Origin of the sequence: Enterobacter sp. CRENT-193 (genome assembly GCF_002787395.1) — a bacterium.
GTDB classification, from domain to species: Bacteria; Pseudomonadota; Gammaproteobacteria; order Enterobacterales; family Enterobacteriaceae; genus Enterobacter; species Enterobacter hormaechei_C.
The window spans coordinates 3,637,200-3,661,886 of record NZ_CP024812.1 but is presented as its reverse complement, the minus strand read 5'-3'; the positions used below and the strand labels follow the sequence as shown (position 1 = coordinate 3,661,886).

29 protein-coding genes, 2 tRNA genes and 1 pseudogene are annotated in these 24,687 nt (G+C 54.5%); 18 read left to right on the top strand and 14 right to left on the bottom strand.

The features are described from left to right. Positions 1–7 precede the first annotated feature (7 nt). Both sufE and ldtE read left to right on the top strand, forming a co-directional pair. A complete protein-coding gene (gene sufE / locus CU081_RS18200) occupies positions 8–424 on the top strand; it encodes a cysteine desulfuration protein SufE (RefSeq protein WP_003857730.1) in 417 nt (138 codons plus the stop codon). 97 nt (positions 425–521) lie between these two features. After that, entirely contained in the window at positions 522–1,535 is a 1,014-nt protein-coding gene (gene ldtE / locus CU081_RS18195) for a L,D-transpeptidase LdtE (protein WP_022650923.1), read from the top strand. A gap of 60 nt (positions 1,536–1,595) precedes the next feature. On the opposite strand, the gene lpp is transcribed toward ldtE, so the two are convergent. The 5 genes from lpp to CU081_RS18175 form a co-directional block, all read right to left on the bottom strand. Beyond that, positions 1,596–1,832: a murein lipoprotein Lpp gene (gene lpp, locus CU081_RS18190; protein ID WP_001082307.1), complete on the bottom strand. Its 237-nt coding sequence runs from the start codon at positions 1,830–1,832 to the stop codon at positions 1,596–1,598. Between the two features lie 312 nt (positions 1,833–2,144). After that, positions 2,145–3,566, bottom strand: a complete 1,422-nt coding sequence (gene pykF, locus CU081_RS18185) for a pyruvate kinase PykF (protein WP_003857687.1) — start codon at positions 3,564–3,566, stop codon at positions 2,145–2,147. A gap of 7 nt (positions 3,567–3,573) precedes the next feature. After that, positions 3,574–3,870 carry a protein YnhH gene (gene ynhH, locus CU081_RS26900; RefSeq protein WP_418249985.1) on the bottom strand — a complete coding sequence of 99 codons (297 nt, stop codon included), beginning with the start codon at positions 3,868–3,870 and terminating at the stop codon, positions 3,574–3,576. A 73-nt stretch (positions 3,871–3,943) separates the two neighbouring features. After that, positions 3,944–5,089: a trans-sulfuration enzyme family protein gene (locus tag CU081_RS18180; protein WP_022650924.1), complete on the bottom strand. Its 1,146-nt coding sequence runs from the start codon at positions 5,087–5,089 to the stop codon at positions 3,944–3,946. A 12-nt stretch (positions 5,090–5,101) separates the two neighbouring features. Further along, positions 5,102–6,472: a pyridoxal-phosphate dependent enzyme gene (locus CU081_RS18175; protein ID WP_058647316.1), complete on the bottom strand. Its 1,371-nt coding sequence runs from the start codon at positions 6,470–6,472 to the stop codon at positions 5,102–5,104. 400 nt (positions 6,473–6,872) lie between these two features. Here CU081_RS18175 and CU081_RS18170 point away from each other — a divergent pair, with 400 nt between their 5' ends. The 4 genes from CU081_RS18170 to fumD all read left to right on the top strand — a co-directional run bounded on the left by CU081_RS18170 (position 6,873) and on the right by fumD (position 9,710). Next, a complete protein-coding gene (locus tag CU081_RS18170; protein ID WP_022650926.1) occupies positions 6,873–7,895 on the top strand; it encodes a methionine ABC transporter ATP-binding protein in 1,023 nt (340 codons plus the stop codon). Continuing rightward, positions 7,888–8,556: a methionine ABC transporter permease gene (locus CU081_RS18165; protein ID WP_017384621.1), complete on the top strand. Its 669-nt coding sequence runs from the start codon at positions 7,888–7,890 to the stop codon at positions 8,554–8,556. The genes CU081_RS18170 and CU081_RS18165 overlap by 8 nt, the downstream gene beginning before the upstream one ends. A 23-nt stretch (positions 8,557–8,579) precedes the next feature. Further along, positions 8,580–9,392: a MetQ/NlpA family ABC transporter substrate-binding protein gene (locus CU081_RS18160; protein WP_003857677.1), complete on the top strand. Its 813-nt coding sequence runs from the start codon at positions 8,580–8,582 to the stop codon at positions 9,390–9,392. 108 nt (positions 9,393–9,500) lie between these two features. Beyond that, positions 9,501–9,710: a fumarate hydratase FumD gene (gene fumD / locus CU081_RS18155; protein WP_003857676.1), complete on the top strand. Its 210-nt coding sequence runs from the start codon at positions 9,501–9,503 to the stop codon at positions 9,708–9,710. Here the strand turns inward: fumD and CU081_RS18150 are convergent. From CU081_RS18150 to CU081_RS18135, 4 genes are read right to left on the bottom strand one after another with little or no spacing between them, the layout of a single operon-like run. Then, positions 9,691–10,377, bottom strand: coding sequence for an amino acid ABC transporter permease (locus CU081_RS18150; RefSeq protein WP_022650927.1), 687 nt, complete (start codon positions 10,375–10,377; stop codon positions 9,691–9,693). The two genes, fumD and CU081_RS18150, sit on opposite strands and share 20 nt — an antisense overlap. Next, the gene (locus CU081_RS18145; protein WP_022650928.1) at positions 10,361–11,107 is read right to left on the bottom strand and encodes an amino acid ABC transporter permease; all 747 of its coding nucleotides are present in this window, start codon (positions 11,105–11,107) and stop codon (positions 10,361–10,363) included. Before CU081_RS18145 ends, CU081_RS18150 begins: the two co-directional genes overlap by 17 nt. Continuing rightward, positions 11,107–11,922, bottom strand: coding sequence for an amino acid ABC transporter ATP-binding protein (locus tag CU081_RS18140; RefSeq protein ID WP_022650929.1), 816 nt, complete (start codon positions 11,920–11,922; stop codon positions 11,107–11,109). The genes CU081_RS18145 and CU081_RS18140 overlap by 1 nt, the downstream gene beginning before the upstream one ends. A gap of 1 nt (position 11,923) precedes the next feature. Beyond that, positions 11,924–12,754 carry an ABC transporter substrate-binding protein gene (locus tag CU081_RS18135; RefSeq protein ID WP_044704414.1) on the bottom strand — a complete coding sequence of 277 codons (831 nt, stop codon included), beginning with the start codon at positions 12,752–12,754 and terminating at the stop codon, positions 11,924–11,926. A gap of 245 nt (positions 12,755–12,999) precedes the next feature. Between CU081_RS18135 and CU081_RS26320 the strand changes: the two genes are divergently transcribed. After that, a complete protein-coding gene (locus CU081_RS26320; protein WP_032609053.1) occupies positions 13,000–13,167 on the top strand; it encodes a hypothetical protein in 168 nt (55 codons plus the stop codon). A 144-nt stretch (positions 13,168–13,311) separates the two neighbouring features. Beyond that, positions 13,312–14,718: a DUF1996 domain-containing protein gene (locus CU081_RS18130; protein WP_022650932.1), complete on the top strand. Its 1,407-nt coding sequence runs from the start codon at positions 13,312–13,314 to the stop codon at positions 14,716–14,718. 56 nt (positions 14,719–14,774) lie between these two features. Here CU081_RS18130 and CU081_RS18125 read toward each other — a convergent pair whose 3' ends face one another. Further along, entirely contained in the window at positions 14,775–14,915 is a 141-nt protein-coding gene (locus CU081_RS18125; RefSeq protein WP_003857665.1) for a hypothetical protein, read from the bottom strand. Positions 14,916–15,040: 125 nt separating this feature from the next. Between CU081_RS18125 and CU081_RS18120 the strand changes: the two genes are divergently transcribed. Further along, a complete protein-coding gene (locus CU081_RS18120) occupies positions 15,041–15,823 on the top strand; it encodes an MBL fold metallo-hydrolase (RefSeq protein ID WP_022650933.1) in 783 nt (260 codons plus the stop codon). Between the two features lie 72 nt (positions 15,824–15,895). Beyond that, positions 15,896–16,531, top strand: coding sequence for a carbonic anhydrase (locus tag CU081_RS18115; RefSeq protein WP_003857662.1), 636 nt, complete (start codon positions 15,896–15,898; stop codon positions 16,529–16,531). A gap of 28 nt (positions 16,532–16,559) precedes the next feature. Here CU081_RS18115 and CU081_RS18110 read toward each other — a convergent pair whose 3' ends face one another. Beyond that, positions 16,560–18,155, bottom strand: a complete 1,596-nt coding sequence (locus tag CU081_RS18110; protein WP_003857659.1) for an FAD-NAD(P)-binding protein — start codon at positions 18,153–18,155, stop codon at positions 16,560–16,562. A 509-nt stretch (positions 18,156–18,664) separates the two neighbouring features. Here CU081_RS18110 and CU081_RS18105 point away from each other — a divergent pair. From CU081_RS18105 to CU081_RS18080, 7 genes and pseudogenes are all read left to right on the top strand, one after another. Beyond that, positions 18,665–19,066: pseudogene (locus tag CU081_RS18105) on the top strand (type VI secretion system baseplate subunit TssG); the annotation flags it as partial. Next, complete coding sequence (gene tssJ / locus CU081_RS18100; RefSeq protein WP_171820643.1) at positions 19,047–19,571, top strand: type VI secretion system lipoprotein TssJ; 525 nt, start codon at positions 19,047–19,049, stop codon at positions 19,569–19,571. The pseudogene CU081_RS18105 and the gene tssJ, both read left to right, overlap by 20 nt. Then, positions 19,571–20,014, top strand: coding sequence for a type VI secretion system baseplate subunit TssE (gene tssE, locus CU081_RS18095; RefSeq protein WP_003857652.1), 444 nt, complete (start codon positions 19,571–19,573; stop codon positions 20,012–20,014). The genes tssJ and tssE overlap by 1 nt, the downstream gene beginning before the upstream one ends. Positions 20,015–20,345: 331 nt before the next feature. After that, positions 20,346–20,741, top strand: a complete 396-nt coding sequence (locus CU081_RS26160) for a hypothetical protein (protein WP_032610209.1) — start codon at positions 20,346–20,348, stop codon at positions 20,739–20,741. A gap of 54 nt (positions 20,742–20,795) precedes the next feature. Next, complete coding sequence (locus tag CU081_RS26745) at positions 20,796–20,918, top strand: hypothetical protein (RefSeq protein ID WP_255343977.1); 123 nt, start codon at positions 20,796–20,798, stop codon at positions 20,916–20,918. Positions 20,919–21,097: 179 nt separating this feature from the next. Next, positions 21,098–21,298 carry a cell surface composition regulator GlgS gene (gene glgS, locus CU081_RS18085; protein ID WP_022650936.1) on the top strand — a complete coding sequence of 67 codons (201 nt, stop codon included), beginning with the start codon at positions 21,098–21,100 and terminating at the stop codon, positions 21,296–21,298. A gap of 172 nt (positions 21,299–21,470) precedes the next feature. Further along, positions 21,471–21,941, top strand: coding sequence for an Hsp20 family protein (locus CU081_RS18080; RefSeq protein WP_003857647.1), 471 nt, complete (start codon positions 21,471–21,473; stop codon positions 21,939–21,941). Positions 21,942–22,119: 178 nt separating this feature from the next. Here CU081_RS18080 and CU081_RS18075 read toward each other — a convergent pair. The 3 genes from CU081_RS18075 to mdtK form a co-directional block, all read right to left on the bottom strand. Then, positions 22,120–22,196, bottom strand: a tRNA-Val gene (locus tag CU081_RS18075). A 4-nt stretch (positions 22,197–22,200) separates the two neighbouring features. Then, a tRNA-Val gene (locus tag CU081_RS18070) sits at positions 22,201–22,277 on the bottom strand. Positions 22,278–22,430: 153 nt separating this feature from the next. Then, the gene (mdtK, locus tag CU081_RS18065; RefSeq protein WP_003857645.1) at positions 22,431–23,804 is read right to left on the bottom strand and encodes an MdtK family multidrug efflux MATE transporter; all 1,374 of its coding nucleotides are present in this window, start codon (positions 23,802–23,804) and stop codon (positions 22,431–22,433) included. 225 nt (positions 23,805–24,029) lie between these two features. On the opposite strand from mdtK, the gene CU081_RS18060 reads away from it, so the two are divergent. Then, positions 24,030–24,671, top strand: coding sequence for a riboflavin synthase (locus CU081_RS18060; RefSeq protein ID WP_003857643.1), 642 nt, complete (start codon positions 24,030–24,032; stop codon positions 24,669–24,671). Positions 24,672–24,687 lie beyond the last annotated feature (16 nt).

Genomic DNA, 24,687 nt, shown 5'->3' with positions numbered 1-24,687 from the left:
GCGAGAGATGGCAGATTTGCCGGACAGAGATAAATTGCTGCGCAACTTTGGGCGTTGCGCGAACTGGGAAGAGAAATACCTTTATATCATCGAACTGGGTCAGCGCCTGCCGCCGCTCAGCGAAGAGGCGCATAACCCGGACAACATCATTCAGGGCTGCCAGAGCCAGGTCTGGATCCAGATGCAGCAGACGGATGATGGCGTAATCGATTTACAGGGTGACAGCGATGCCGCCATTGTGAAGGGGCTTATTGCCGTCGTATTTATTCTTTATCACCAGATGTCGGCGCAGGATATTGTCGCCTTTGACGTTCGCCCGTGGTTTGAAAAAATGGCCTTAACCCAACACCTCACCCCGTCCCGATCCCAGGGACTGGAAGCGATGATCCGCGCCATACGCGCCAAAGCCGCAATCCTTAGCTAAACTGACAGAACAGCATTCATTCTGTTTCGCGGGGTGGTTTCCACCTCGCTGGTTTTTCAGCTTTCTGACGTTTGGTCAGTGAATAAGGAATCTCAGCATGAAGCGCGCGTCTCTAATAACTCTATTACTCCTTGGTTCGCTCAGTGCTGTTAATTCAGCCAGGGCGGTTGATTATCCTTTACCGCCCGCAGGCAGCCGCCTGATTGGGCAAAACCAGACATACACCATTCAGGAAGGGGACAATAAACTTCAGTCTATCGCTCGTCGGTTTAATACCGCCGCACAGCTCATCCTTGAAACCAATAATACCATTGCACCGGTGAATCCTGCGCCAGGAACGGTCATTACGATCCCTTCCCAGATGCTACTGCCGGACACCGAGCGTGAGGGCATTGTGGTGAATCTGGCGGAGCTGCGTCTTTACTTCTATCCGCCTGGCGAAAATATCGTGCAGGTCTATCCGCTGGGTATTGGTCAGCTTGGGCTGGAAACACCGGTCAGCACCACCCGTGTGAGTCAGAAAATCCCTAACCCTACCTGGACCCCCACAGCGGGCATCAGAGCGCGCTCACTGGCCCAGGGAATTAAACTGCCGCCTGTGGTACCCGCAGGGCCAAATAACCCGCTGGGGCGCTTTGCGCTTCGTCTGGGTATCGGGAATGGGGAATATCTTATTCATGGCACCAGCGCGCCGGACAGCGTAGGGCTGCGGGTCAGCTCGGGCTGTATGCGGATGAACGCGCCGGATATCAAAGCGTTGTTTGAGCAAGTGCGCGTCGGCACGCGGGTGCAGATTATCAATGAGCCGGTGAAGTTCTCCGTCGAGCCGGACGGCAAACGTTATATCGAAGTGCACAGGCCGCTGGCGCAGGCAGAGGGCGAAAACCCACAGACGGTGCCGTTCACGCACTCGGCGGCGTTTACCGCTTTTGCAGCGGAGTCAGGTAGCGATAAAACGCTTATCGATAAAGCCCTGGCGCGCAGAGCCGGGATCCCGGTTGCCGTTTCAACAGGCAATGGTTCGTCAGCCAGCAATTCTGTCCTGTCGGTTCAGAATAGTCGTGTCTCAGCGGCGGTGGCGGAAGACGAGGGAGAGAAAGCGCTTCAGTAGAGGTTTGACTAAGGCAAAAAAAATGGCGCACAATGTGCGCCATTTTATTAACAGGTACTATTACTTACGGTATTTAGTAGCCTGGTTGTCCAGACGCTGGTTAGCGCGAGCTGCGTCGTCTTTAGCAGCCTGAACGTCGGAACGCATTGCGTTCACGTCGTTGCTCAGCTGGTCAACTTTAGCGTTCAGAGTCTGAACGTCAGAAGACAGCTGATCGATTTTAGCGTTGCTGGAGCAACCTGCCAGCAGAGTAGAACCCAGGATTACCGCGCCCAGTACCAGTTTAGTACGATTCATTATTAATACCCTCTAGATTGAGTTAATCTCCATGTAGCGTTACAAGTATTACACAAAGTTTTTTGGGTTGAGAATATTTTTTTGATGGGATTACGCCTATTTTTGATCGTTCGCTCAAAGAAGCAACGAAATCGGCAATTTTGACGAAAAAGCTATGTTAAAAAAGGCATTTTTCATCGGATTCATCTTAGATAAATCGCGATTAAATAGAAAAACCCGATTTGCTTTTTGAATAGTTCTGGTTAAAGGCGGGAATAAAAAAAGCGCCCCGAAGGACGCTTTTTAACAAAACAATAATTTGTTCGTGAAATATTACAGCACGTGGACAGATGCCGTGTTGGTGGTGCCGCTTGGAACCAGCGCGCCAGAAACCATAACCACCACGTCGCCTTTCTGAGCCAGGCCACAATCAACCAGTTCCAGAGCCACTTCTTTACCCAGACGATAGAAATCATCGGTAGAGGCAATCTCTTTCACCAGATGTGGGATCACGCCTTTGCTCAGCACCAGCTGACGCGCGGTGGTTTCGTTGGTGGTCAGCGCCAGAATGGTCGCATCCGGGAAGTATTTACGCACGGCACGCGCAGATTTACCGCCCTGGGTCGCCACGACAATCAGCGGGGCTTCCAGTTTCTCGGCGGTTTCTACCGCACCACGGCACACGGCTTCGGTGATGCGCAGTTTACGGCTGTCGTTGTTGTAATCCAGACGGCTTTTCATCACGCGGTCGGTACGCTCACAGATGGTCGCCATGATGCTGACCGCTTCCAGAGGGTATTTCCCTTTTGCAGATTCGCCAGACAGCATAACGGCATCGGTACCGTCGAGGATGGCGTTCGCAACGTCGCCTGCTTCAGCGCGGGTAGGGCGTGGGTTTTTGATCATGGAGTCCAGCATCTGCGTTGCGGTGATAACCACTTTACGCGCGCGAACACATTTCTCGATCATCATCTTCTGCGCGAAGATCACTTCTTCAACCGGGATTTCAACGCCCAGGTCGCCACGCGCTACCATGATACCGTCAGACGCTTCGAGGATTTCGTCGAAGTTGTTCAGGCCTTCCTGGTTTTCGATCTTGGAGATGATCTGGATGTTCTCGCCGCCGTGCGCTTTCAGGTGCTCACGGATCTCAACCACGTCAGAACGTTTACGGATAAAGGAGGCAGCAACGAAGTCCACGCCTTGTTCGCAGCCGAAGATCAGGTCTTGTTTGTCTTTTTCAGCCAGCGCTGGCAGAGCAATGGACACACCCGGCAGGTTGACGCCTTTGTTTTCGCCCAGATCGCCGTTGTTCAGCACTTTACAGATAACTTTGTTACCTTCGATAGCGGTCACTTCCATGCCGATCAGGCCGTCATCTACCAGCACGGTGTTGCCAACAGACAGGTCGCTGGTGAAGCCTTCGTAGGTCACGGCAACGATTTCGTTATTACCCACAACGGATTTGTCGGTGGTGAAGGTGAAGGTCTGGCCCGCTTTCAGGGAAACGTCGTTACCGCCTTCCAGTTTGATGGTGCGGATTTCAGGACCTTTGGTGTCGAGCAGGATTGCCGCTTTTTTCCCGGTCTTGCTCATCACGTTGCGCAAGTTCTGGATACGCTGGCCGTGTTCAGCATAGTCGCCGTGGGAGAAGTTCAGACGCATCACGTTCATGCCGGCATCCAGCATTTTGCTCAGCATCTCTTCGGATTCGGTTTTCGGGCCGATAGTACAAACAATTTTCGTCTTTTTCATGACAGTCTTAGTCTTTAAGTTGGGAAGGATATGGAAATCTCGCTCCGGGGGCGCACCGCCGCGGAGTCAAACCTGTGTTGCGAAAGAGTATATGACACGCACTAAGAATAGGTGACATCAAATGAGCGTGCAGAAGAAAGTGTGCCTGAGTGCCAGCCCAACGAAGGAGAGGAGAAGTTGTACGTTGTTTTTTGTATTCCAAGCGCTGAAACCATTCACCAGGGATTTGGCGCGCATTATACGCTGATTTACAGTAAAAAGGAAAATGGAAACAGCGTTTCAAAAACAATCTGTGCAGATTCACATAAGTTTGTTATCAAGGCGTTAAGGCCTAATGTCATCTTATGACGGCAGGCGCAACGCCCGCCGTTTTTTGCTCACTTTTTCAGCGCTTGTTTAAGGTCGGCGATCAGATCCTTCGCATCTTCAATCCCCACCGACAGGCGGATAAGCTGCGGCACAATGCCGTTTACAAGACGCTGCGCCAGTGGAATGGAGGCGTGGGTCATGCTGTAGGGCTGGCTCACCAGACTCTCCACACCGCCAAGGCTTTCCGCCAGGGTAAAGAGCGTAAGATGACGGATCACCTCTGTCGCGCGCTGCGCATCGCCTTTAATCACAACGGAGATCATGCCGCCCGGCAGCGCCATTTGTCTGCGGGCCAGCGCATACTGGGGATGTGACGCCAGCCCGGGATAGAACACGCTGTCTACCTGCGGATGCTGCTCCAGCCATTGCGCAATCGCCAGCGCATTGGCGCTGTGCTTCTCAACGCGCAGTGAGAGGGTGCGAATGCCCCGCAGCGTCAGGAAGCTGCTGAACGGATCCAGAACGCCGCCAATCGCGTTTTGCAGATAGCCCAGACGCTCCGCCAGATCCTTATTCGACCCCACAACAGCCAGCCCGGCAACCACGTCTGAATGACCGTTGAGATATTTGGTGGCGGAGTGGACCACTATGTCGAACCCCGCCTCCAGCGGCCGGTGAATGACCGGGGAGGCGAAGGTATTATCCGCCACGCTGATCGCATTATTGCGCCGGGCAATGTCCGCGATGGCCTCCAGGTCGGCCAGTTTCAGCAGCGGGTTCGTTGGCGTTTCCACCCAGATCATGCGCGTGTCCGGGCGAATGGCGGCCTCAAGTCCGGCTACATCGTCCGGCTTAACCCAGCTCACCTGTAACCCGGTGCTGCGCTTGCGCACGTTTTCGATCAGGCGATACGTACCGCCATACACGTCGTCAATGGCGACGATATGGCTGTCTTTATCCAGCAGTTCGAGCACGGTGGAAATGGCCGCCAGCCCTGACGCGAAGGCGTACCCGCGCGTGCCGCCTTCCAGTTCGGCGATGGCGGTCTCCAGCGCATGGCGGGTTGGGTTGCCGCTCCGGGAGTATTCGTAGCCGGTATGTTCACCCGGTGCCGGTTGCGCAAACGTCGACGTGGCGTAAATTGGCGGCATCACGGCGCCGTGCGGGTCGTGATACTCACCGCTGTGAACGCTGAGGGTGGCCAGGTTTTTCATCTTTTGCTCCTTTTATTTTGTCAGGCGGTTACGCCAGGCGGTGAGTACGTCACTGCGTGTGATCAAACCCAGAAAGCGGTTTTCGTCATAAATAATCGCCACCAGGCCACGGTCAAAGATGGCGTACAGGGCGCTCTCCGGGGCCTGCTTATCCATATATTCAACCTGACGCGTCATGGCCGCCGTCACGGGGAGGGAGAAGCGATCGGCATCTCCCCCGATGTGTCGCAGCAGGTCCCACTCGTCGATGATGCCGACGACCTTGTTGTCATCGAGCACCGGCAGCTGAGAGATGTCGTACAGGCGCATGCGGGCCAGCACGGTGGAAAGCGTGTCGTCCGGGGCGGCAGTCACCGTCGCGCCTTCATCGTGGCGCAGGGCAATATAGTCCGAGAGATCGCCTGCCTGCGGACGCGAAATCAGCCCCTGCTGGCGCATCCAGTCGTCATTGAACATCTTCGAGAGGTATTTATTGCCGCTGTCGCAGGCGAAGGTGACCACACGTTTTGGCGTAGTCTGCGCCTGGCAATATTTCAGCGCTGCCGCCAGCAGCGTGCCGGTGGAGGAGCCTGCCAGGATCCCTTCCGTTTTTAGCAGATCGCGGGCGGTGGTGAACGCCTCGCGATCGGTAATGCGCCAGGCGCGGTTAACCCCCTCGATGTGCGCCAGCGGAGGAATAAAGTCTTCGCCAATCCCTTCAACCAGCCACGAGCCGGCATCGTGATAACGTCCGGTCTCAACCTGGTCCGCCAGTACCGACCCGGCCGGATCGGCAAGCACAAATTCCGTCTGCGGCGAATGTTCTGCAAACCACGCCTGTAAGCCGCCCAGCGTACCGCCGGACCCCACGCCGACGACGATGGCATCGATCTGGCCGTCAAGCTGTTCAAACAGTTCCGGTGCGGTAGTGGTGCGATGCGCCAGCGGATTGGCCGCGTTACTGAACTGGTCGATATAAAACGCGCCTGGCAGTTCATTCGCCAGCCGCAGGGCATAATCCTGATAATAGGCCGGATGCCCTTTGTTCACATCCGAGCGGGTCAGCACGACCTGCGCCCCTAACGCGCGCAGGTGGAAAATCTTCTCGCGGCTCATTTTGTCCGGCACCACCAGGATCAGCGAGTAGCCCTTCTGCGCCGCAATCAACGCCAGCCCCAGGCCGGTGTTCCCCGCCGTAGCTTCAATAATGGTGCCGCCGGGCCTTAGCTGGCCCGTACGCTCGGCTTCGTTAATCATCGACAGCGCGACGCGGTCTTTAATCGAGCCGCCGGGATTCTGGTTTTCCAGCTTCAGAAACAGCGAGCAGGGGCCGGTGTCCAGCTTGTGCAGCTGGATGAGCGGCGTACGGCCAATCAGTTCGGTGACGGAGTGGTAAAGCGTCATGGTCATGTCCTGTGAAGAGGTGATGACCGGATGATAGAACCATGAAATTTTCTCAATAAAGAACGTTTCACCAGGTTTAAGAACAGAAAGGAATAATCCTTGTGTTTTCAGATGGAAAGACAGCAAGACGTAAAGTTGTCCGGATGTGAGGATGGCTAAATCCGCATAAAGTGCTGCAAAATTAACCGATTTCGCCGGGTGAGTGTGACCTGATATGCAAATGGCAGATAATTATTGCTGATATTCATCTAAATGCTTTTTCACCCGCCAGTTCGCTGCTTATTCCGCAGAATTATAAGAAATTCTTTTTTGGTCATTTAAAAGCTGATAACGGCTGTTTACTATCTTTTGGACATCCATACTGCTAAACCGCTATATGCGTAACGGATAACGAATAAGAATGATCGTACTCAGCAATATTTCGAAGGTCTTTGACAACGGAAAGCTGGCGCTGACAGCCGTTGATAACGTCAACTTGACGATAGAGCAGGGACAGATTTACGGGATCATCGGTTACAGCGGGGCCGGGAAAAGTACGCTGATCCGTCTGCTGAACGGTCTGGAAAAGCCCAGCGCCGGCAGCGTCACCATTAACGGTCAGGATATCTCCGCCGCGAAGGGAGAAGCGCTGCGTCAGGCACGCCTGAAAATCAGCATGGTGTTCCAGCACTTTAATTTGCTCTGGTCGCGCACGGTGAAGGAAAACATCGCCTTTTCAATGCAAATTGCCGGTGTGCCAAAAGCGCAAATTCAGGCTCGCGTTGCCGAGCTGGTGGAGCTGGTCGGCCTGAAGGGACGCGAGAATGCTTACCCGTCGCAGCTGAGCGGCGGGCAAAAACAGCGTGTGGGCATTGCCCGCGCGCTGGCCAATCATCCGGACGTACTGCTGTGTGATGAAGCCACCTCGGCGCTGGATCCACAAACCACCGATCAGATCCTCGATCTGCTCCTGGACATTAACCGTCGCTTTAACCTGACCATCGTACTCATTACGCATGAGATGCACGTGGTGCGCAAAATCTGCGACCGCGTGGCGGTTATGGAGAACGGTAAGGTGGTGGAAGAGGGGGACGTGCTGAGCGTGTTTACGCATCCGCAGCAGCCGATCACCCGGCAGTTTGTCCGCCAGGTGAGCCAGTACGCGGAGGAAGAGACCTTCAATACCGAACTGGCAAACGATCTGGAAGGCACGGTGATCAGGCTGACCTTCACCGGGCACAGCACGCACAGGCCGATCGTCGGTGAACTGACCCTGCGCTACGGCCTGCCGTTTAACATCCTGCACGGCAAAATGACGCAAACCGCCCACGGTGTTTTCGGGCAGCTCTGGGTGCACGTGGTGGCATCGGACGAACAACTGAACAATATCCTCGCCGACCTGAAGCAAAGCGATATTGAAGGCGAGGTAATCAAGCATGGCTGAAGAACTCTTTCCGCACCTGAAGTGGGATCAGCTTTGGGCTGCAACCCAGGAGACGCTTTACATGACTGCGCTTTCCGGCGTGGCGACGTTTGTCCTGGGGATCGCGCTCGGTCTGGCGCTGTTTTTAACCGCCCGCGGCGGGTTATTCCACAACCGCACGGTCTACAGCGTGATGTCGATTGTGGTGAACGTGTTCCGCTCGATTCCGTTCATCATTCTCATCGTTCTGCTGATCCCGTTCACCAAGACCGTTGTGGGGACCATTCTCGGCGCTAACGCTGCGCTGCCCGCCCTGATTGTGGGCGCGGCGCCGTTCTACGCCCGTCTGGTCGAGATTGCCCTGCGAGAAGTGGACAAAGGGGTCATTGAGGCCACGCGTTCGATGGGCGCGCGGCTGAGCACGTTAGTGTTTCGGGTTTTATTGCCGGAATCCTCACCCGCACTGGTTTCAGGTATGACGGTGACGCTGATTGCGCTGGTGAGCTACAGCGCAATGGCAGGGGTGATAGGTGCCGGCGGTTTGGGAAATCTGGCTTATCTGGAAGGATTCCAGCGCAACCATGGTGACGTCACGCTGGTGGCAACGGTGACCATTCTGATCATCGTGTTCATTATCCAGTTCTGCGGCGATGCCATTACTTCACTGTTAGATAAACGCTAATAAATACACACAGGAACCACATCATGAAAAAGACACTGACACTGATCGCCGCCGCAACCCTGAGCGCCCTGAGCTTTGCCTCCTGGGCGGATACGCTCACCGTGGGGGCGTCCAACACCCCGCACGCGGAAATTCTGGAGCAGGCTAAGCCGATTCTGGCGAAGCAGGGGATCGATCTGGAGATTAAACCCTTCCAGGACTACATACTGCCAAACACGGCGCTGGCGGGGCATGACATTGACGCCAACTATTTCCAGCACATCCCTTACCTGAACAGCGTGCTGAAAGATCACGCGGGCGATAAGGATTATGATTTTGTCAGTGCGGGCGCAATCCACATTGAGCCGATCGGTATCTATTCAAAAAAATACAAATCGCTGAAGGATCTGCCGGAGGGCGGCAAAATCATCATGCGTGATGCGGTTTCCGAGGAAGGGCGTATTCTCTCCATCTTCGAAAAAGAGGGCGTGATCAAGCTGAAGCCGGGCATCGATAAAGTGACCGCGCGCATCAGCGATATCGTGGAGAACCCGAAAAAGCTGCAATTTACCCCTAACGTCGAAGCGTCTCTGCTGCCGCAGATGTACAACAACGACGAAGGTGCTGCGGTGGTGATCAACGCCAACTACGCGATTGATGCTGGCCTGGATCCGGTCCACGATCCAATTGCGGTTGAAAGCGGTGAGAATAACCCGTACGCCAACATCATTACCGTTCATCGCGGTGACGAGAAGAAGAAGGATATCGTCGCGCTGGTGAACGTGCTGCACTCCAAAGAGATTCAGGACTGGATCCGCACCAAATACAAAGGCGCAGTCATCCCGGTTAACAACTAATCGACTGATTTTCCAGACGAAGCCCGGCGAACAACACGCCGGGCTTCTTTTTTGTATCCAGCCGACGAATGATTTAAGCTGACGGTTTAGGGCAACGGAGTGATGGCAATGGGCAATGTGACCAAAGACGAAGCGCTGTACCAGGAGATGTGTCGGGTGGTAGGCAAGGTCGTTCTCGAAATGCGTGATTTAGGGCAGGAGCCGAAACATATTGTCATTGCGGGCGTACTGCGTACCGCGCTGGCGAACCAGCGCGTTAAGCGCAGTGAGTTGACCACCAAAGCGATGGAAACGGTGGTTAAAGCGCTGGCCGGCTAACGCGCCAGCGCTTCGCGAGCAGCTCAAGCGAGCAGCAGAGCAGGTAATAGATCACACCCGTAAAGATAAAAATGGCCGCCGGGTAAATTTGCACCCGGTTGTTGACCTGTCCCGCCACCGTGGTCAGTTCAGGAACGTTCACGATAAACGCCAACGACGTATCCTTCAGCAGGCTGATAAAAATCCCCACCAGCGACGGCAGAATATTTCTCAGCGCCTGCGGCAGCAGCACGCGCCACAGCGTTTGCTGCGTACTGAACCCTTGAGAAAGCGCGGCCTCATTCTGGCCCGACGGTAGGGCTCTCAGTCCGGCTAATACCGAATGCATCACCGCAGCCGCGGTAAACCAGGCCAGCGCCAGCGTGACGGTCGTCGCGCCAGGGAGATCCCTGCCGGTTATCAGCGGCAGCAGATACCACATCCAGAATATTACGAAGATCAGGGGGATCCCGCGAATCAACTCTGCCCACGCAAACAGCGCACTGCGCACCACGCCGGGATAGCGCCAGGCGACGCATGCCAGCACAATCCCGCCGGGCAGGGCAAGCGCGGCGGCGCCAGCGGCCATCAGCAGTGAGAGCAGTACGCCGCCGGGTTCTCCCGCAGTCGCACGTCCCCAAAGCAGATAATCCAGGTTTTCGACAATAACGTTAAATCCGGGGATCATGATTTTTCCTCCCTGAATGGGGGCCGAGGCGCACCAGCACGCTCCCCGTCACCATCCCGGTAAGTAAGTAGAGCACCGTACCGACGGTAAAGGCTTCCAGGGCATGGGCGTTGTAACTTTCTATCTGGCGAACCTGGTAGGTCAGTTCGGCGAAGCCAATTCCGCTCGCGAGCGAGGAGAGCTTCATCAGGTTAAGGTACTGGCCAACGACGGGTTGCCAGGCGTTAGCGAGTCCCTGTGGCAGAAGAATGTAGCGAAACAGACGCCATGAGGAAAATCCCTGGGCGAGCGCCGCCTCCCGTTGCCCGGCAGGTACGGAACGCAGCCCCGATTCGACTTCTTCAATTAAAAACGCTGAGGTAAATACGCCTAACCCCCAGGCAGAGCATAAAAACTCGGGCGTAAACCACCAGACGTCACCGGGCAAAATGGACCAGCTGTGGTCTGCGATCACCGCGTCACGCAGCCCCTGCGGCAACCCGTTCCAGGCGGCGAAATACCAGAACAGCAGCTGCACCAGCAGCGGCGTATTGCGAAACAGCGATACCCAGCCGCTGACGAACGACGTCCCGAGACGTCCCCCGGAAAGCCGCAAAAGCATAAAGAACAAGGCGAGCAGGCTTGCCAGCATAATCCCCGCCAGCGTCACCCACAGAGTGGTGAGAAATCCGGAGAGGATCCAGTGCAGGGGCTGTCCGGCCAGCACCCCCTGCCAGTCCAGAGCGGGCATTACAGTTGCTCCTGATGCAGCGGATCCAGCACTTTTTGCAGGAACCGCCTCGCACGCGGATGCGACGGTTGGTTGAAAAATTGCGCCGGGGACGCGGTTTCCAGAATGTGTCCACCGTCGATAAAGACGATTCGATCGGCAATTTCCCGGGCGAACTGCATCTCATGGGTGACGACAATCATGGTGATCCCGCTGTGGGCAAGGGCTTTCATCACCAACAGCACTTCGCCAATCATCTCCGGGTCGAGTGCCGACGTTGGCTCGTCAAAGAGAATGATTTGCGGCGACGAGGCCAGAGCGCGGGCAATCGCCACGCGCTGCTGTTGTCCGCCGGAAAGTTCAGCAGGGTAGCGGTGCGCCTTCTCCAGCATGCCGACCTTCTCCAGCAGCGCCAACGCGCGCTCCTGGGCGGGCAGGGGTTTCCAGCCGTGAACGTGCTCCAGTGCCAGGGTGATGTTCTGGCTGGCGGTAAGGTGGGCATAGAGATTGAACTGCTGGAATACAAACCCGACGCGGCTGCGTAACTGACGTAGCCTGCTGCCGGAAAGCTGTCCGGTCGGCTTGTGGTCGACCAGAATCTCCCCGCCGCTCAGGCTCTCAAGCTGGTTGATAAGCCGAATCAGGGTCGATTTTCCGGAACCCGAAGGGCCGAGAATGGCAACCACTTCACCCGGCATGATGGTGAGATTAATGTCGGTTAAAACCGGATGGTCGCCGTAGCGTTTGTCCACATGGCGAAACTCAACGCTGGCCTGTTCCAGACGTGAAAAATCCGCGGCATTGGCCGCGGAGTGCGAAAATAAACCTGAGAGCATATTACCGGGCTTCTATTTTAAAGTTACGAGGCTGTGGAGCAGGGGTGCCTGGACCGAACCAGACGTCATAGATTTTTGCCGCCTGGCCGTTTTTCTCCAGGTTAACCAGCTCATCGTTAACGGCTTTCAGCAGCGCCGTTTCACCCTTTTTCACCCCCACGCCAATCTCTTCTTTACTGAGCAGGTCGGGCAGGATTTTGAAGTCGGCTTTATCCGGCGCCTGCGCCAGCAGACCAGCCAGAATGGTGCTGTCCTGGGTAATGGCCTGCACGTTGCCATTGCGCAGTGCCGTCAGCGCCAGCGGGATGTCATCGTAAGAGAGGACGCGGGACTGCGGAAAACGCTGGTGCAGCGCCTGTTCACCCGTCGTACCTTTTACGGCGCCAATGCGTGCCCGGCTATAGTCATCAAGCTTGTCCGGTGATTTTACCGGGACCAGGAACTGCTGGCCGGTGACAAAGTAAGGCGTCGAGAAATCAATGACCTGTGCGCGTTCCGGGGTGATGGTGATATCCGCCACGATGAGATCCGCTTTTCCGGACTGTAGCAGCGGAATGCGGTTAGCCGGATTGGTGGTGACCAGTTCAAGCTTGACGCCGAGCGATTTCGCCAGCGCTTTGGCGAAGTCCACATCGTAACCCACGATCTCATGCGTTTTGGCATCAATCGAGCCAAAGGGTGGATTAGCATCAAATGTGGCCACTTTCACCACGCCTGCTGCCTTGATATCCGCCAGCCGATCGGCCTGCGCCTGCGCTGAAACCAGGCCCCAGGCTGCCACTAATCCCAGAACCTGCGCCCGTTTTTTAAACCCTTTCATTTTTGCAGCCATAGTCATACGCCATCCCGTTGTTTTTGTTTTACCCCGTTACGCTCCCATAAGGGAAAGCTATCGCCAAATAAGAAATCGTTCTTTGCTATGTGAAAAAAAGCATGAGTGAACAAGGTGTTAAAGAAGAGAGCAGACGGTGGGGCGCTATTTGCAGATCCTGCACATCGACAGTGGATTTTGATATTTCCCCCCGGCGCAATTTGGGTGTTTAACTGAGGACAGGTTAAGCGAGAAGGGTAATGACGATGAAAAAATGGATAAGCACGTTACGGCGGTTTTTTGCGCCCCGACCAGCGAATGCGGAGAACAGCGCGCAACGTGTTCTTGAGTCAATACTGCCTGTCGCCAGCCTGTATGGCGTGGACGTAGCCAACATCGACCCGGAGTGGTTCCATGATAAAACGTCACGCTGAACTGCGCCGGACGCGCGAAATGTACTGGAATGAGTTGTGCGTGGTGTCTGTAAAGCGAGGATGAAGGGAAAAATACCCAGGCTAATCCTCGGTAATTGATGGCCGTTTTGTTACCACTATCTCCTTTCACAGATGGAGATAATAATGAAACGGACAGTATTAACCCCCGCGCTTTCTGCCACCGCACTTCTGCTTACCATGCAGGCGGCACACGCTGGTCCACAGGCACATGTTGTATGCAGTTATTCCCACACCCTCGGCGATGATGCCATTATGATGTTCGGCATGCCCAACGAGGCTATGCTGCACGATTTTTTTGGTAACGTGCATACGGATGCTTACTCCAGCCGTGAATCGCTGCGTACCCAGGAAAAGACCACCTGCGATAACAAAGCAGACAGCTCGGCCTACTGGGCTCCGTCGCTAAAATTGCCGGACGGAACGGTGGTCAAACCCGCCTATCAAAAAACCTATTATCAAGCATCGAACGTTGACGCCTGGCCGCTGCACCCGTTCCCGGCGGGGCTGTCGCTGCTGGCGGGCGATCACCACGGCACCGCGCCAAATCCGCATATCACCTTTTTATGCGCCAATGGCAAGGGTTACACCACCAGAACGGGTGAAGTCTGCGGCTTACGCAAGGCGAAGGATGCCGTGCAGTTTAATATCGGCATTCAGTTCCCGAACTGCTGGGACGGGGTCAACCTGAAGCCCGCCCACGGCCTGGCTAACGCCACCTACGATACGAAAGGACAGTGTCCGTCCGCCTTCCCGGTGAAGATCCCGACGGTGAACATGAATATTGCGTACGTGCTCCCGACAATTAGCTCTTTGGATACCAGTAAAGTCCAGCTTTCCCTCGACCCCATCATGCATGGCAGTGAGCGTGAAGAGCGGTGGGGTAGCCTGTATACGGCACATGCTGACTTCATGAACGGCTGGACGGAAGATGCCGCGCGCTTTATGACCGACCTGTGCATGAACCGCGGAATGGATTGCGGCACCACCGTGCCGTATGGTTATTCAAAAGCGAAGGCCAACGTCTGGCTCAGCAGCATGGAACCCGCACTTTCACAGCCCGATCCCCAGGTCTTACTGGTGCAGGATAACTGGAAGAACGGTGGACGCACGAAAAACAGCGAAACATTGTCGCTGGTGAAGTTCCACATTCCACCGCTGCCTGCCGGACAGGATCCTGCCCTGTTCAAATACCGCGTAAGAATTTTTGGCGGGAAAGTGGAAACCAACGGCGCGGATCAAATTTTCTTCTATCCGGCGAGTAACGACTGGGATCCGGCCACCGTAAGCTGGCATTCACGACCGTCCTGCAACTACCGCTCGGATGCGGTGCTTTACCTGAACCACTCCCGCGAATACCGGATGGTGGACGTGGATAAAGTGGTGCGTAAGGCGCTGGCAGAAGGGAAAACCGAAATTTCGTGGTATATCGGCGGCGATCGTCAGGGAAATCACTATCAGTTTGAGACGGGCTCATCTCCCCAAAGCCTGATCCTGATGCTGACCGGGTTTAGCAAAACGCCGGAGATCTGATATCGGGTAGCAAAAGGCATCCATAAAAAAGCACCGGGGAGCCCGGTGCTTTTTCTTCAGATCTTGCAGGCATCGCCGCAGTCGTCATCGGCGACAATCGCCTGGGCTTTTTTATCCGCATCGTCGAGACGTTCCGCGTTGCGCTCTTCTGCTTCATCCAGCCCGTTAAAGACTAAGTTATCGAGATCAATTTCCATGTGCCACCTGCGTTATTCAGTTTTTGATACTGGCACAGTATAAGTCAAAAAAAGTGGGCCAGACACCCCTCAGCACATATGGATAATCCCTGCCATACTCAGTGCTTTATTGCTGAGGAAAGCCGATGATTACACTCTGTAAAACCTGCGGTACCGCTTACGATGAACAGCCCAAAAACTGCCCGATTTGCGACGATGATCGCCAGTATGTCCCGGTGACGGGCCAGGCATGGACGGACTTCGACAGCCTTACGACCACGCACACCAACAAATGGCAACAGCTGGAGCCGCAGCTGTTCAGCATCAAAACCGTTCCCGCTTTTGCCATCAACCAGCGCGCGCTTCTGCTGCGTACGCCACAGGGCAATGTTCTGTGGGACTGCATCGCCAATCTTGACCCGGCGACCAGAGCGTTAGTTGACGCGCTCGGGGGCATCAGCGCGATCGCGATTTCGCACCCGCATTACTACACCACCATGCAGGAATGGGCCGCCGCGTTTAACGCGCCGATCTACCTGCACGCCAGCGATCGGCAGTGGGTGATGCGTGACAGCCCGGCGATACGCTTCTGGGAGGAGGACGCCCTGGAGATTATGCCTTTGGTGACTCTGCTGCGGCTGGGCGGGCATTTTGCAGGCGGCACAGTGCTGCACTGGCAGTCAGGCGACGGTGTGCTGCTGGCCGGTGATATTTTGCAGGTTACACCCGGAAAAGACGCCGTGTCGTTTATGTGGAGTTATCCGAATATGCTGCCGCTGCCTGCCCGCACCGTTGAGTCGGTGATTGGCCGACTGACCGGGAAAACGTACCAGCGCCTGTACGGGGCCTTTGAAGGGCAGAACATCCCGGTGAACGCAGATGAGATCGTGCAGCGGTCGGGCCAGAAATATATTGCTTGTCTCCGCTAAGACGCGGTGGTTAAATTTTACGAGTGTGATCGCGATCATACCTAAACTAAAACAGATAAAAGAGAAATGGCTATGCAACATATCATTGAAGGTTTTCTCAGCTTTCAAAAAGAGATTTTCCCGCAACGTAAAGAGCTTTTTCGTAGTTTAGCGTCCAGTCAGAATCCCAAAGCGCTGTTTATCTCCTGCTCCGACAGCCGTCTGGTTCCGGAACTGGTTACGCAACAGGAGCCAGGACAGCTCTTTGTCATTCGAAACGCGGGCAACATTGTGCCTCCGTTCGGGCCGGAGCCTGGCGGTGTCTCTGCGACCATCGAATATGCGGTCGTGGCCCTGGGCGTGACCGATATCGTTATTTGCGGCCACTCCAACTGCGGCGCGATGAAGGCGATTGCTGACAACGCCGATCTGGAGCCGATGCCGGCCGTTTCCCACTGGCTGCGCTATTCTGATGCGGCAAAAGCGGTGGTGGAGAAGAAAACCTGGGATAAGCCAATCGATAAAGTGAATGCGATGGTGCAGGAAAACGTCTTTGCGCAGCTGAGCAACATCAAGACCCATCCGTCGGTGGCGGTAGGCCTGCGCAACAATGCCATTCGCCTGCACGGCTGGGTATATGACATCGAAAGCGGCAAAATCCTTGCCCTGGACAAGAACACAAAATCGTTCGTGTCGTTGTCGGAAAACCCGGAAGTCTTCTTCGAGTAATCCGACACCGCAGGGCAGGGAAGCCCTGTTAAAACTCCATGTAAGGTAACTTCCTTCGCACCCCCGACGCAGGTTTTCCAGCCGCTTTCGCCATCGCTTTACCAATTTCAGCGCACTCAGACAAACCCTGAACAAATGGATGATCGTGCATCAGCCAGGGGATCGCCCCAAAAGCGATACGCCCCCGTAGTGATGCCGGCGCCAGCAACGTATAGTCTTCCCCCACGTCCGGAACGTCATCGCCGGTTCCCGCAAGCTGTTTACGCAGGGTGGGGAAGGGAATGTCCTTGTTTCTGAGCGGCTTTTGTCCGCGCGCGTCGATAAACACGTCGAAGCGGTAACTTTTTTTTGCCGTGGTGATGACGGTCTGATCGCTGCCGATATCCAGGTCGTAATCATCACCGAGTGCGACCACGCTAATGATCCCTGCCTCGCGCAGCGCCAGTAACCGGCGGATAGACTGCGGTGGAATGGCGGCATAATTATCGATAAACACACGCTCCAGCCCCGATTTAAACCGCTCTCTGTCATGCTCATTGAGTGAAGGGACGATGGCCTGTACCACTTCATGCAGACGAAGCACGGTATAGCGCCAGGCAACGGTGCGTTTTTCGCGCTTGTTGCGCTCCACTTCTTTCAGATTCGCTTCGGCCCAGGTGAAAGGACCGTGCTTTTTACGATCCTCAAACCAGGCATCACGGAGCGTGTCGGCATTCAGCGTGCCGAGCGCTATCGCCTGACACCATCGCGGATCGGCCAGCTCAAGCTCTTTCACCATCAGCGCAAAGATGCGGTCAAGCAGCCCATCCGGGCCTTTGTCGATTTCGCTTTCCACCACACAATCCGTTAACACCGACAGTGGTTCATAAGGGATAGGGCAGTAAAAATCGGCCTCCGGCAGAACGCCCGTGCGGGACATCAGCATGATTTTTAGCCCTTCGCTGCCTTTATTGACAACGAACTGCTTCCCGCTAAACCGGCCATGCTGCATCACAACCGCCATTGCAGCGTCCAGCCCGCTGAGGGAGGTACCCATGATCCCCACCTCACAGGCTCGGACCTCCGCGTCCATCAGCCCTGACCATGGGCTTGGGAAATATGCGCGGGTGGTTTCATTTTCATCAGGCCAGACGTGGCCGGTGGCAACAACCGCAAGATCAAACCGCCTTGAGAAAGGGGCATCGTTCACTGAAAGGGCCACGCCGTCTGCATCAGCCTTAATATCAGTGACTTCTGCGTTGGGGTGAACCTCGATATGAAACCCAGCCTTTTTCGCCTCGGCAGCGACAGCGAGAAACCGGTCGTGGAAATATTCACCCAGCAGAATACGGGGCAGAAATTGCCGGTCGTGCAGCTTCTCACTGTCGACGTTATAGCGGGCAAGGCGGGCCGCATTCTGCTGTTTGAGCCAGTCCAGGTAAGTGATGAAAATGGGCGGTATTTCAATACTGGCGATGTTCGCCAGCATCAGCCGGGAATTATCCTCGTCGCTGTAGGGCATTCCGACACCGGGTTGGTCTGCCTTTTCGAAAACGGTGATCGAAAGCGGCGCTGCGTTGTTAAGAAGTGAGTAAAAGGTGTAAATCCCTGTTGGGCCTGAGCCGATAATGGCGATTTTTTTCATCGAAAGCGTTCCTGCGTTTCTGAACCATACAACAAGCGTAGCAGGAGAAAGGCTAAGTCATTCAATGAAGGGAGAAATTAAGACGTTTAGAAGAGGGGATGTTGCGCCCCTTCCTGAATTTATGGGAAAGTCAATTCAATTGACCCTGCTGATTAGATATAATTCTGCCTGATTTTCTGAAAGGAATAACTGTTTGGTCCCAGGTTTATCGATTATCTGTATGTGATAGGGGTTAAAAAAAGAGATAGGATATTTAAATATATAGTGGGGCCAATATTATCCTTATTTTTTATAACTGTGAGTGATGGAATGGTCCGTGGCTGGACTATTCCATCACTTCGATAAAGTAACAAAATAATCTGGTAGCCAACCTTTGAGCAACTTTTTGTCAGGCTCACAAAAAGCGCGCAAGGGCATTTCGGCAGGCCGCTACGCGGCGTTCTTTTTTATTCTTGTTGGTGGAATATTCTTAAGAAAAGTCTAATTGTAGATCTTTGATCTGAAAAGTTCAGCCGGTCAGCCTGAAGCACCGGCCGGTGATGGGCACGCATGCCACGGATGTGAACGGCCAGGTGCTGTTGCGCCTGAGCACGGACAACCCGGAAGAGATCCGGGGCTGGCTGCCGGGCGGTGACCTGCACGCTGACCTGATGGCGCTGCTGCACGTGTGGCTGGGCGCGCACCTGGATGTACGTATGCAGTTATGCGTTGCCCGGCATTTGCTGCCGGATGCGCGGCTGTCCTGCAATGCGGAACAGATCGCGCAGGTCGGGCGCACGGCAGTGCTGCGTCCCCTTAATCCGCAACAGAACAGAAACGACATTATCACCATTCACCCTGGACGCTTTCAGCGCGTCCGGGAAAACATTCAGCGAAGGAAAAACGATGAAGATGGCGATTACCGCTGGTAAAGCGCTGGCAATCACTCTGGCGACCCTGTTAACCGGCTGCGGTCTGACGCAGAAAGTGACGGATGGCACCGTCGCCGTCACGAAGTCCATTTTTTACAGACAGGTGAAAACCCTTCACCTGGATATTCAGGCGCGCGAAGGGGTGAACAACAACGCGAAGGGGGCATCGCTGGCAACGGTGGTGCGAATTTACCAGCTTAAAGAGCGTAAGGCGTTTGACAGTACTGATTATCCGTCGCTGTTCGCCAGTGACACTCAGGCCATTAAAGCCGATCTTGTGGCGGAAAAGGATATCCGCCTGCGCCCTGGCGAATCGGTGACGCTGGATATGCCGATGGAAGAGAGCGCGCAGGTTGTGGCGGTGGCGGGGATGTTTATGGCACCGGACCAGGTAAACGATACCTGGCGTATTACCCTGACCCGTGACGGCCTTGACCCGGATAAGGCGCGGGTTATCGAAGTCAGTAATAATCGTCTGACGCTGAAACCGCTGGAGGGGGAATGATGCCGCGTCCGTCTCTGTATGACATGCTGTACGGTAACTTCGCCGGCGGGCTTGACCTGCACAGTGTCAGTGAGGAGAACCAGCTGATTTTATCAGTACTCGATAACATGCAGCGCATCCTCAACTGCCGCGCCGGTACGCTGGCTCACCTGCCGGACTACGGTCTGCCGGATATGACAAAAATCCTCCAGGGAATGCCCGGGACCGCCCACCAGCTGATTACCACACTGTCGGCTGTGTTGCTGAAATACGAGCCGCGCCTGAGCCGGATTAACGTGGTGATGCAGGAACAGATTCAGCCCGGTGAACTCCGCTACGCCATTGACGCGGAGCTGAAGGGGGTGGGGCTGGTGCGCTACGGCACGGAGTTTATGCCCGAGGGCAGGGTATTAATCCGTCATCTGAAACAACAGCAGTATCTGGATAATACAGCCCGATTGTGAGCCAATTTTGAAATTCAGCACGTAAAACCACCCCACATCTTTTACCGACATCGCGAGGATGCATATTGCAGAGTTTCGCCTGCGAAAATAACCACTTCATGAAAATTGGGCGAGCAGGCAACATGAACGACCAAATATTTATTTTACCATGGTCAGAAAAGATACATTAAAGAGTTACTTTTCAATGGGTTATTGTAAAGCTTGTGCTGTGGCGGGTACTGAAATATTAATAATTGATTTCTTCGCCGTGAGTCATTGCATTTTATCTGGCGAAAAGGTCAATGGCTGAGGGGATACCCTGAGTATGATGACGTCAATCATGGATACAGATATGAAAATGAGAATTCTCCTTCTTATGGTCAGTGTACTTTTTAACATGCAGGCTGATGCCGCCCGTGGAAGACAGCCCTGCTCTGGCTCAAAAGGTGGCATAGCACACTGTACATCGGATGGTCGTTTTGTCTGCAATGACGGAAGTCTGAGCCAGTCGAAGCGATTCTGTTCAGGTTATGGTGCCTCCGAACTGCCCCGGCAGGTAAAACCCTCCCCCTCCGCCAGGAAAGCGCAGACGAAAAAGAGAATAGCCGTGAAAGGCCAGGAGCAGCGTGTTGTAGAAAACAATGCGCAGTTCGATACACAACCGCGGCAACCTACATGCGCCCCTCTCTATATGGCCAACAAGCCCGGATTCACCCATTTACCCATTTGTTCAGGTAATCAGTATTAATCCGCCAGTGTAAACGTTCTTTGTCTGTTATTCGAACTGATAAGACGCTTGCAGGTGGAAACCCACCTGAACGCGCTGGGCGACCTGTTACAGCGTCTGGCATTAAAGCACGCCGTTCGCACCTTCCGGATACGTGGCAAACTTACTGCATGGCTGGCGTTTATGTTTTCTGCATGAGTGATAAAAGGGAGGGAAAATCATGACCAGGGCTGAAGAGTTTTGTCGTTCCTGAAATGTGAACACTGGCAGATGGATGCGCACGCGTCGCTCAAAAAACGCTCTTTTTCAGGCGGATACTGAGATCAGAAAAGCATATGACCTTGAACAGTAACCGCAGCGACTGGAGGGATATGCTAATGAAGCGACAAGATATAAACGCATTAAAGAATTTTGATTTTCTGGCACGCAGTTTTGCCCGTATGTACGCCCTGGGCCAGCCAGTTGATATCGATGCCGTGACCGGCAATATGAGTAATAAACAGCAGGCATGGTTCCGGGAGCGATATGACCACTACCGAAAGCAGGCTGAGCGGGCGAGAGTAATAGAACTGCGATGATGTAACGAACAACGGGCTTAACGGCCCGTTGCTTTTTTAGGTTCCAGCTACATTTTTGCAGGCTCCTGAGGTTGAAATATTTTGCGGTAACCTCATATAGAAAGCGGGTAAGGAACACCTGCCCATAAGACATGAACTTTTTGAATATTCTTTTTTACTGTTCAGGAGGTACATGATGACTCTCAGAACCTTTCCCGTGTTGAACGATCTCTCCGACTCTCTGTTTGCGGACCGTTTTAACCGTATCGATCGCCTTTTTAGCCAGCTAACCGGCAGTACGCCGTTGCCCTCCACGCCTTCTTACAATATCCGGCGGCTGGGCGATAACCGCTATGAACTGACGCTCAGCGTGCCGGGCTGGAAAGAGAGCGAACTGGAAATTGAAACCGTTGGCGGTCAGCTGAATATCAGCGGTAAACGTGAAGAGGAGAAAACCGAAAACGGCGAAGAAGGGTGGATCCATCGGGGTATCAGCCGCAGCGACTTCCGGGCCAGCTATAGTCTGCCGGAGCATGTGAAAGTGACCGGCGCTTCGCTGGAAAACGGCTTACTGGCAATTGAATTACACCAGGATATCCCGGAAGAAGAGAAACCGCAGCGCATCGCCATCAACAACAACCCAGCGATTGAACATAAGCCGTAATCGTTGACTGACGTTGTTTTCACGCCCGGCAAACGCCGGGCGTTTTGCTAACCTGATGGGGCTTATGCCATTCCGCTTTTCCCGGTACGCGCGGGCTGGAGGTCACTTTCGATGTGCTTAAAAGGTTTGCTGCCTCTGCATGAGGCTGAACGGGAATGAAATGTGAGAGAAAACAGATTGGTGCGTCTGAATGGACTCGAACCATCGACCCCCACCATGTCAAGGTGGTGCTCTAACCAACTGAGCTACAGACGCAAGATGGTGCGTTCAATTGGACTCGAACCAACGACCCCCACCATGTCAAGGTGGTGCTCTAACCAACTGAGCTATGAACGCATTGTGTTGTCGGTGACAACGGGGACGAATATTAGCGGCACAGCACCAAGGTGGCAAGAGGGAAAATGCATTTTTCTCTCTGATTTCACGCGATTGCTTCATTACCGCGCAAAGTGAAGAGAAAGTAGCCGCCAGCCGGCGGCTACAGGGTCATCAACGTGCAGCGCGCTGCAAAATAACCGTAGAGGGCTGACGTTGCAGGAAACGCATGCGCAGCATCATCATAATGGCCGCAGACGTTAAGCCGATGATAAAGCCCATCCAGAATCCGGCTGGCCCCATGCGATCCACCACCAGATCCGTGAGCGCCAGAATGTACCCGCACGGCAGACCCAGCACCCAGTAAGCGATAAAGGTGATAAAGAAGATGGAACGCGTATCTTTATACCCACGCAGCACGCCGCTGCCAATGACCTGGATGGAGTCAGAGATCTGATAAATGGCCGCCAGCAGCATCAGGTGCGAGGCCAGAGTCACTACCTCCGGGTTGTCGTTATAGAGCAGGGCAATTTGCTCACGCAACAGCACGGTAAAGAGGGCGGTACAGACCGCCATGCAGACGCCGACGCCCAGCCCGGTGCGGGCAGCCGTTTGCGCATCCAGCGTAGAACCTTGCCCCAGACGGAAGCCCACGCGAATCGTCACCGCAGCCGCCAGCGACATCGGCAGAACAAACATCAAAGAGCTGAAGTTCAGCGCGATCTGGTGGCCTGCAACATCAATAATCCCTAACGGCGAGACCAGCAGGGCGACGACGGCAAACAGCGTCACTTCAAAGAACAGCGCCAGCGCAATGGGCAGACCCAGCTGTGTCAGGCGGGTCAACATCGACCAGTCAGGCGTGCTAAAGGTGGTGTCGTTGCGAATGTCGCGCATGGATCGCGCATGCTTAATGTAGGTGAGCATGCTTCCGAACATCACCCAGTACACCGCTGCCGTCGCCACGCCGCAGCCCACGCCGCCGAGTTCCGGCATGCCAAAATGACCGTAAATGAAGATATAGTTCACGGGAATGTTCACCAGCAAGCCGATAAAGCCCATCACCATGCCCGGCTTGGTTTTTGCCAGCCCTTCACACTGGTTACGTGCCACCTGGAAGAACAGATAGCCGGGCGCGCCCCAGAGCAGGGCGCGCAGATAACCGACCGCCTTATCCGCCAGCGCCGGGTCGATATTATGCATGGCGCGAATAATATACCCGGCGTTCCACAGGACGATCATAATCAGGACGGAGACGAACCCGGCCAGCCAGAAGCCCTGGCGCACCTGATGGGCCACGCGGTCACGTCGACCGGAGCCGTTAAGCTGTGCGATGACGGGCGTTAGCGCCAGCAGCAGGCCGTGACCAAACAGAATGGCCGGGAGCCAGATTGAGGTTCCGATCGCCACGGCGGCCATATCGGTGGCGCTGTAACCACCGGCCATTACCGTATCCACAAATCCCATTGCGGTTTGGGCTACCTGCGCGACGATCACCGGTATTGCCAGTGCCAATAACTGACGCGCTTCGATCATATACTTCTGCACGTGAACACCTTTGTATTGTAGTTATTTGAGAGACTAAAAAGGCCGCCGTTACTGGCAGCAAGAAGAAAAAACAGAGGGATGCCAGCTATTGTAGCGGGGTTTAACTAATTATCTAGTGAAAAAATCGCCAGAAATTGCGCATCACTGGCAACCTGTTTTTTCAACTGTTATTGTGGTGGGATTATACGGTGTCATCGCCGTTCGGAATGAACAGGAGCTGTAAGCATGTTTACTGGTATTGTGCAGGGCACTGCCAAAGTGGTGTCCATTGATGAAAAACCGAATTTCCGCACTCACGTGGTTGAGCTGCCTGAATATATGCTCGACGGCATTGAAACCGGGGCGTCGATAGCGCATAACGGCTGCTGCCTGACGGTGACCGAAATTAACGGTAATCAGATTAGCTTTGATTTAATGAAAGAGACGCTGCGCATCACTAACCTGGGTGAGCTGGTGGTAGGAGATATCATCAACGTTGAACGCGCGGCGAAATTCAGCGATGAGATTGGTGGGCATCTGATGTCGGGCCATATTATGACCACCGCAGAAGTGGCGAAAATCGTGACCTCGGAAAATAACCGTCAAATCTGGTTCAAGGTGCAGGATCCGTCATTAATGAAATACATCCTTTATAAAGGATTTATTGGCATCGATGGGATTAGTCTGACCGTCGGTGAAGTGACGCCTACGCGTTTTTGCGTGCATTTAATTCCTGAAACGCTGCAACGTACTACGCTTGGCGCAAAAAAATTGGGGCAGCGCGTAAATATCGAAATTGATCCCCAGACCCAGGCGGTCGTGGATACCGTTGAGCGCGTGCTGGCGGCGAAAGAGGCGGCGATAATAAAGACCGTGGAAGAAGAATAAAAAATAACCCCGGGAA

Coding starts and splice junctions, on each gene's coding strand:
- sufE (WP_003857730.1), top strand. CDS start 8: ATGGCAGATTTGCCGGACAGAGATAAATTGCTGCGCAACTTTGGGCGT.
- ldtE (WP_022650923.1), top strand. CDS start 522: ATGAAGCGCGCGTCTCTAATAACTCTATTACTCCTTGGTTCGCTCAGT.
- lpp (WP_001082307.1), bottom strand. CDS start 1,832: ATGAATCGTACTAAACTGGTACTGGGCGCGGTAATCCTGGGTTCTACT.
- pykF (WP_003857687.1), bottom strand. CDS start 3,566: ATGAAAAAGACGAAAATTGTTTGTACTATCGGCCCGAAAACCGAATCC.
- CU081_RS18180 (WP_022650924.1), bottom strand. CDS start 5,089: ATGAAAAACCTGGCCACCCTCAGCGTTCACAGCGGTGAGTATCACGAC.
- CU081_RS18175 (WP_058647316.1), bottom strand. CDS start 6,472: ATGACGCTTTACCACTCCGTCACCGAACTGATTGGCCGTACGCCGCTC.
- CU081_RS18170 (WP_022650926.1), top strand. CDS start 6,873: ATGATCGTACTCAGCAATATTTCGAAGGTCTTTGACAACGGAAAGCTG.
- CU081_RS18165 (WP_017384621.1), top strand. CDS start 7,888: ATGGCTGAAGAACTCTTTCCGCACCTGAAGTGGGATCAGCTTTGGGCT.
- CU081_RS18160 (WP_003857677.1), top strand. CDS start 8,580: ATGAAAAAGACACTGACACTGATCGCCGCCGCAACCCTGAGCGCCCTG.
- fumD (WP_003857676.1), top strand. CDS start 9,501: ATGGGCAATGTGACCAAAGACGAAGCGCTGTACCAGGAGATGTGTCGG.
- CU081_RS18150 (WP_022650927.1), bottom strand. CDS start 10,377: ATGATCCCCGGATTTAACGTTATTGTCGAAAACCTGGATTATCTGCTT.
- CU081_RS18145 (WP_022650928.1), bottom strand. CDS start 11,107: ATGCCCGCTCTGGACTGGCAGGGGGTGCTGGCCGGACAGCCCCTGCAC.
- CU081_RS18140 (WP_022650929.1), bottom strand. CDS start 11,922: ATGCTCTCAGGTTTATTTTCGCACTCCGCGGCCAATGCCGCGGATTTT.
- CU081_RS18135 (WP_044704414.1), bottom strand. CDS start 12,754: ATGGCTGCAAAAATGAAAGGGTTTAAAAAACGGGCGCAGGTTCTGGGA.
- CU081_RS26320 (WP_032609053.1), top strand. CDS start 13,000: ATGAAAAAATGGATAAGCACGTTACGGCGGTTTTTTGCGCCCCGACCA.
- CU081_RS18130 (WP_022650932.1), top strand. CDS start 13,312: ATGAAACGGACAGTATTAACCCCCGCGCTTTCTGCCACCGCACTTCTG.
- CU081_RS18125 (WP_003857665.1), bottom strand. CDS start 14,915: ATGGAAATTGATCTCGATAACTTAGTCTTTAACGGGCTGGATGAAGCA.
- CU081_RS18120 (WP_022650933.1), top strand. CDS start 15,041: ATGATTACACTCTGTAAAACCTGCGGTACCGCTTACGATGAACAGCCC.
- CU081_RS18115 (WP_003857662.1), top strand. CDS start 15,896: ATGCAACATATCATTGAAGGTTTTCTCAGCTTTCAAAAAGAGATTTTC.
- CU081_RS18110 (WP_003857659.1), bottom strand. CDS start 18,155: ATGAAAAAAATCGCCATTATCGGCTCAGGCCCAACAGGGATTTACACC.
- tssJ (WP_171820643.1), top strand. CDS start 19,047: ATGGCGATTACCGCTGGTAAAGCGCTGGCAATCACTCTGGCGACCCTG.
- tssE (WP_003857652.1), top strand. CDS start 19,571: ATGCCGCGTCCGTCTCTGTATGACATGCTGTACGGTAACTTCGCCGGC.
- CU081_RS26160 (WP_032610209.1), top strand. CDS start 20,346: ATGAAAATGAGAATTCTCCTTCTTATGGTCAGTGTACTTTTTAACATG.
- glgS (WP_022650936.1), top strand. CDS start 21,098: ATGAAGCGACAAGATATAAACGCATTAAAGAATTTTGATTTTCTGGCA.
- CU081_RS18080 (WP_003857647.1), top strand. CDS start 21,471: ATGATGACTCTCAGAACCTTTCCCGTGTTGAACGATCTCTCCGACTCT.
- CU081_RS18060 (WP_003857643.1), top strand. CDS start 24,030: ATGTTTACTGGTATTGTGCAGGGCACTGCCAAAGTGGTGTCCATTGAT.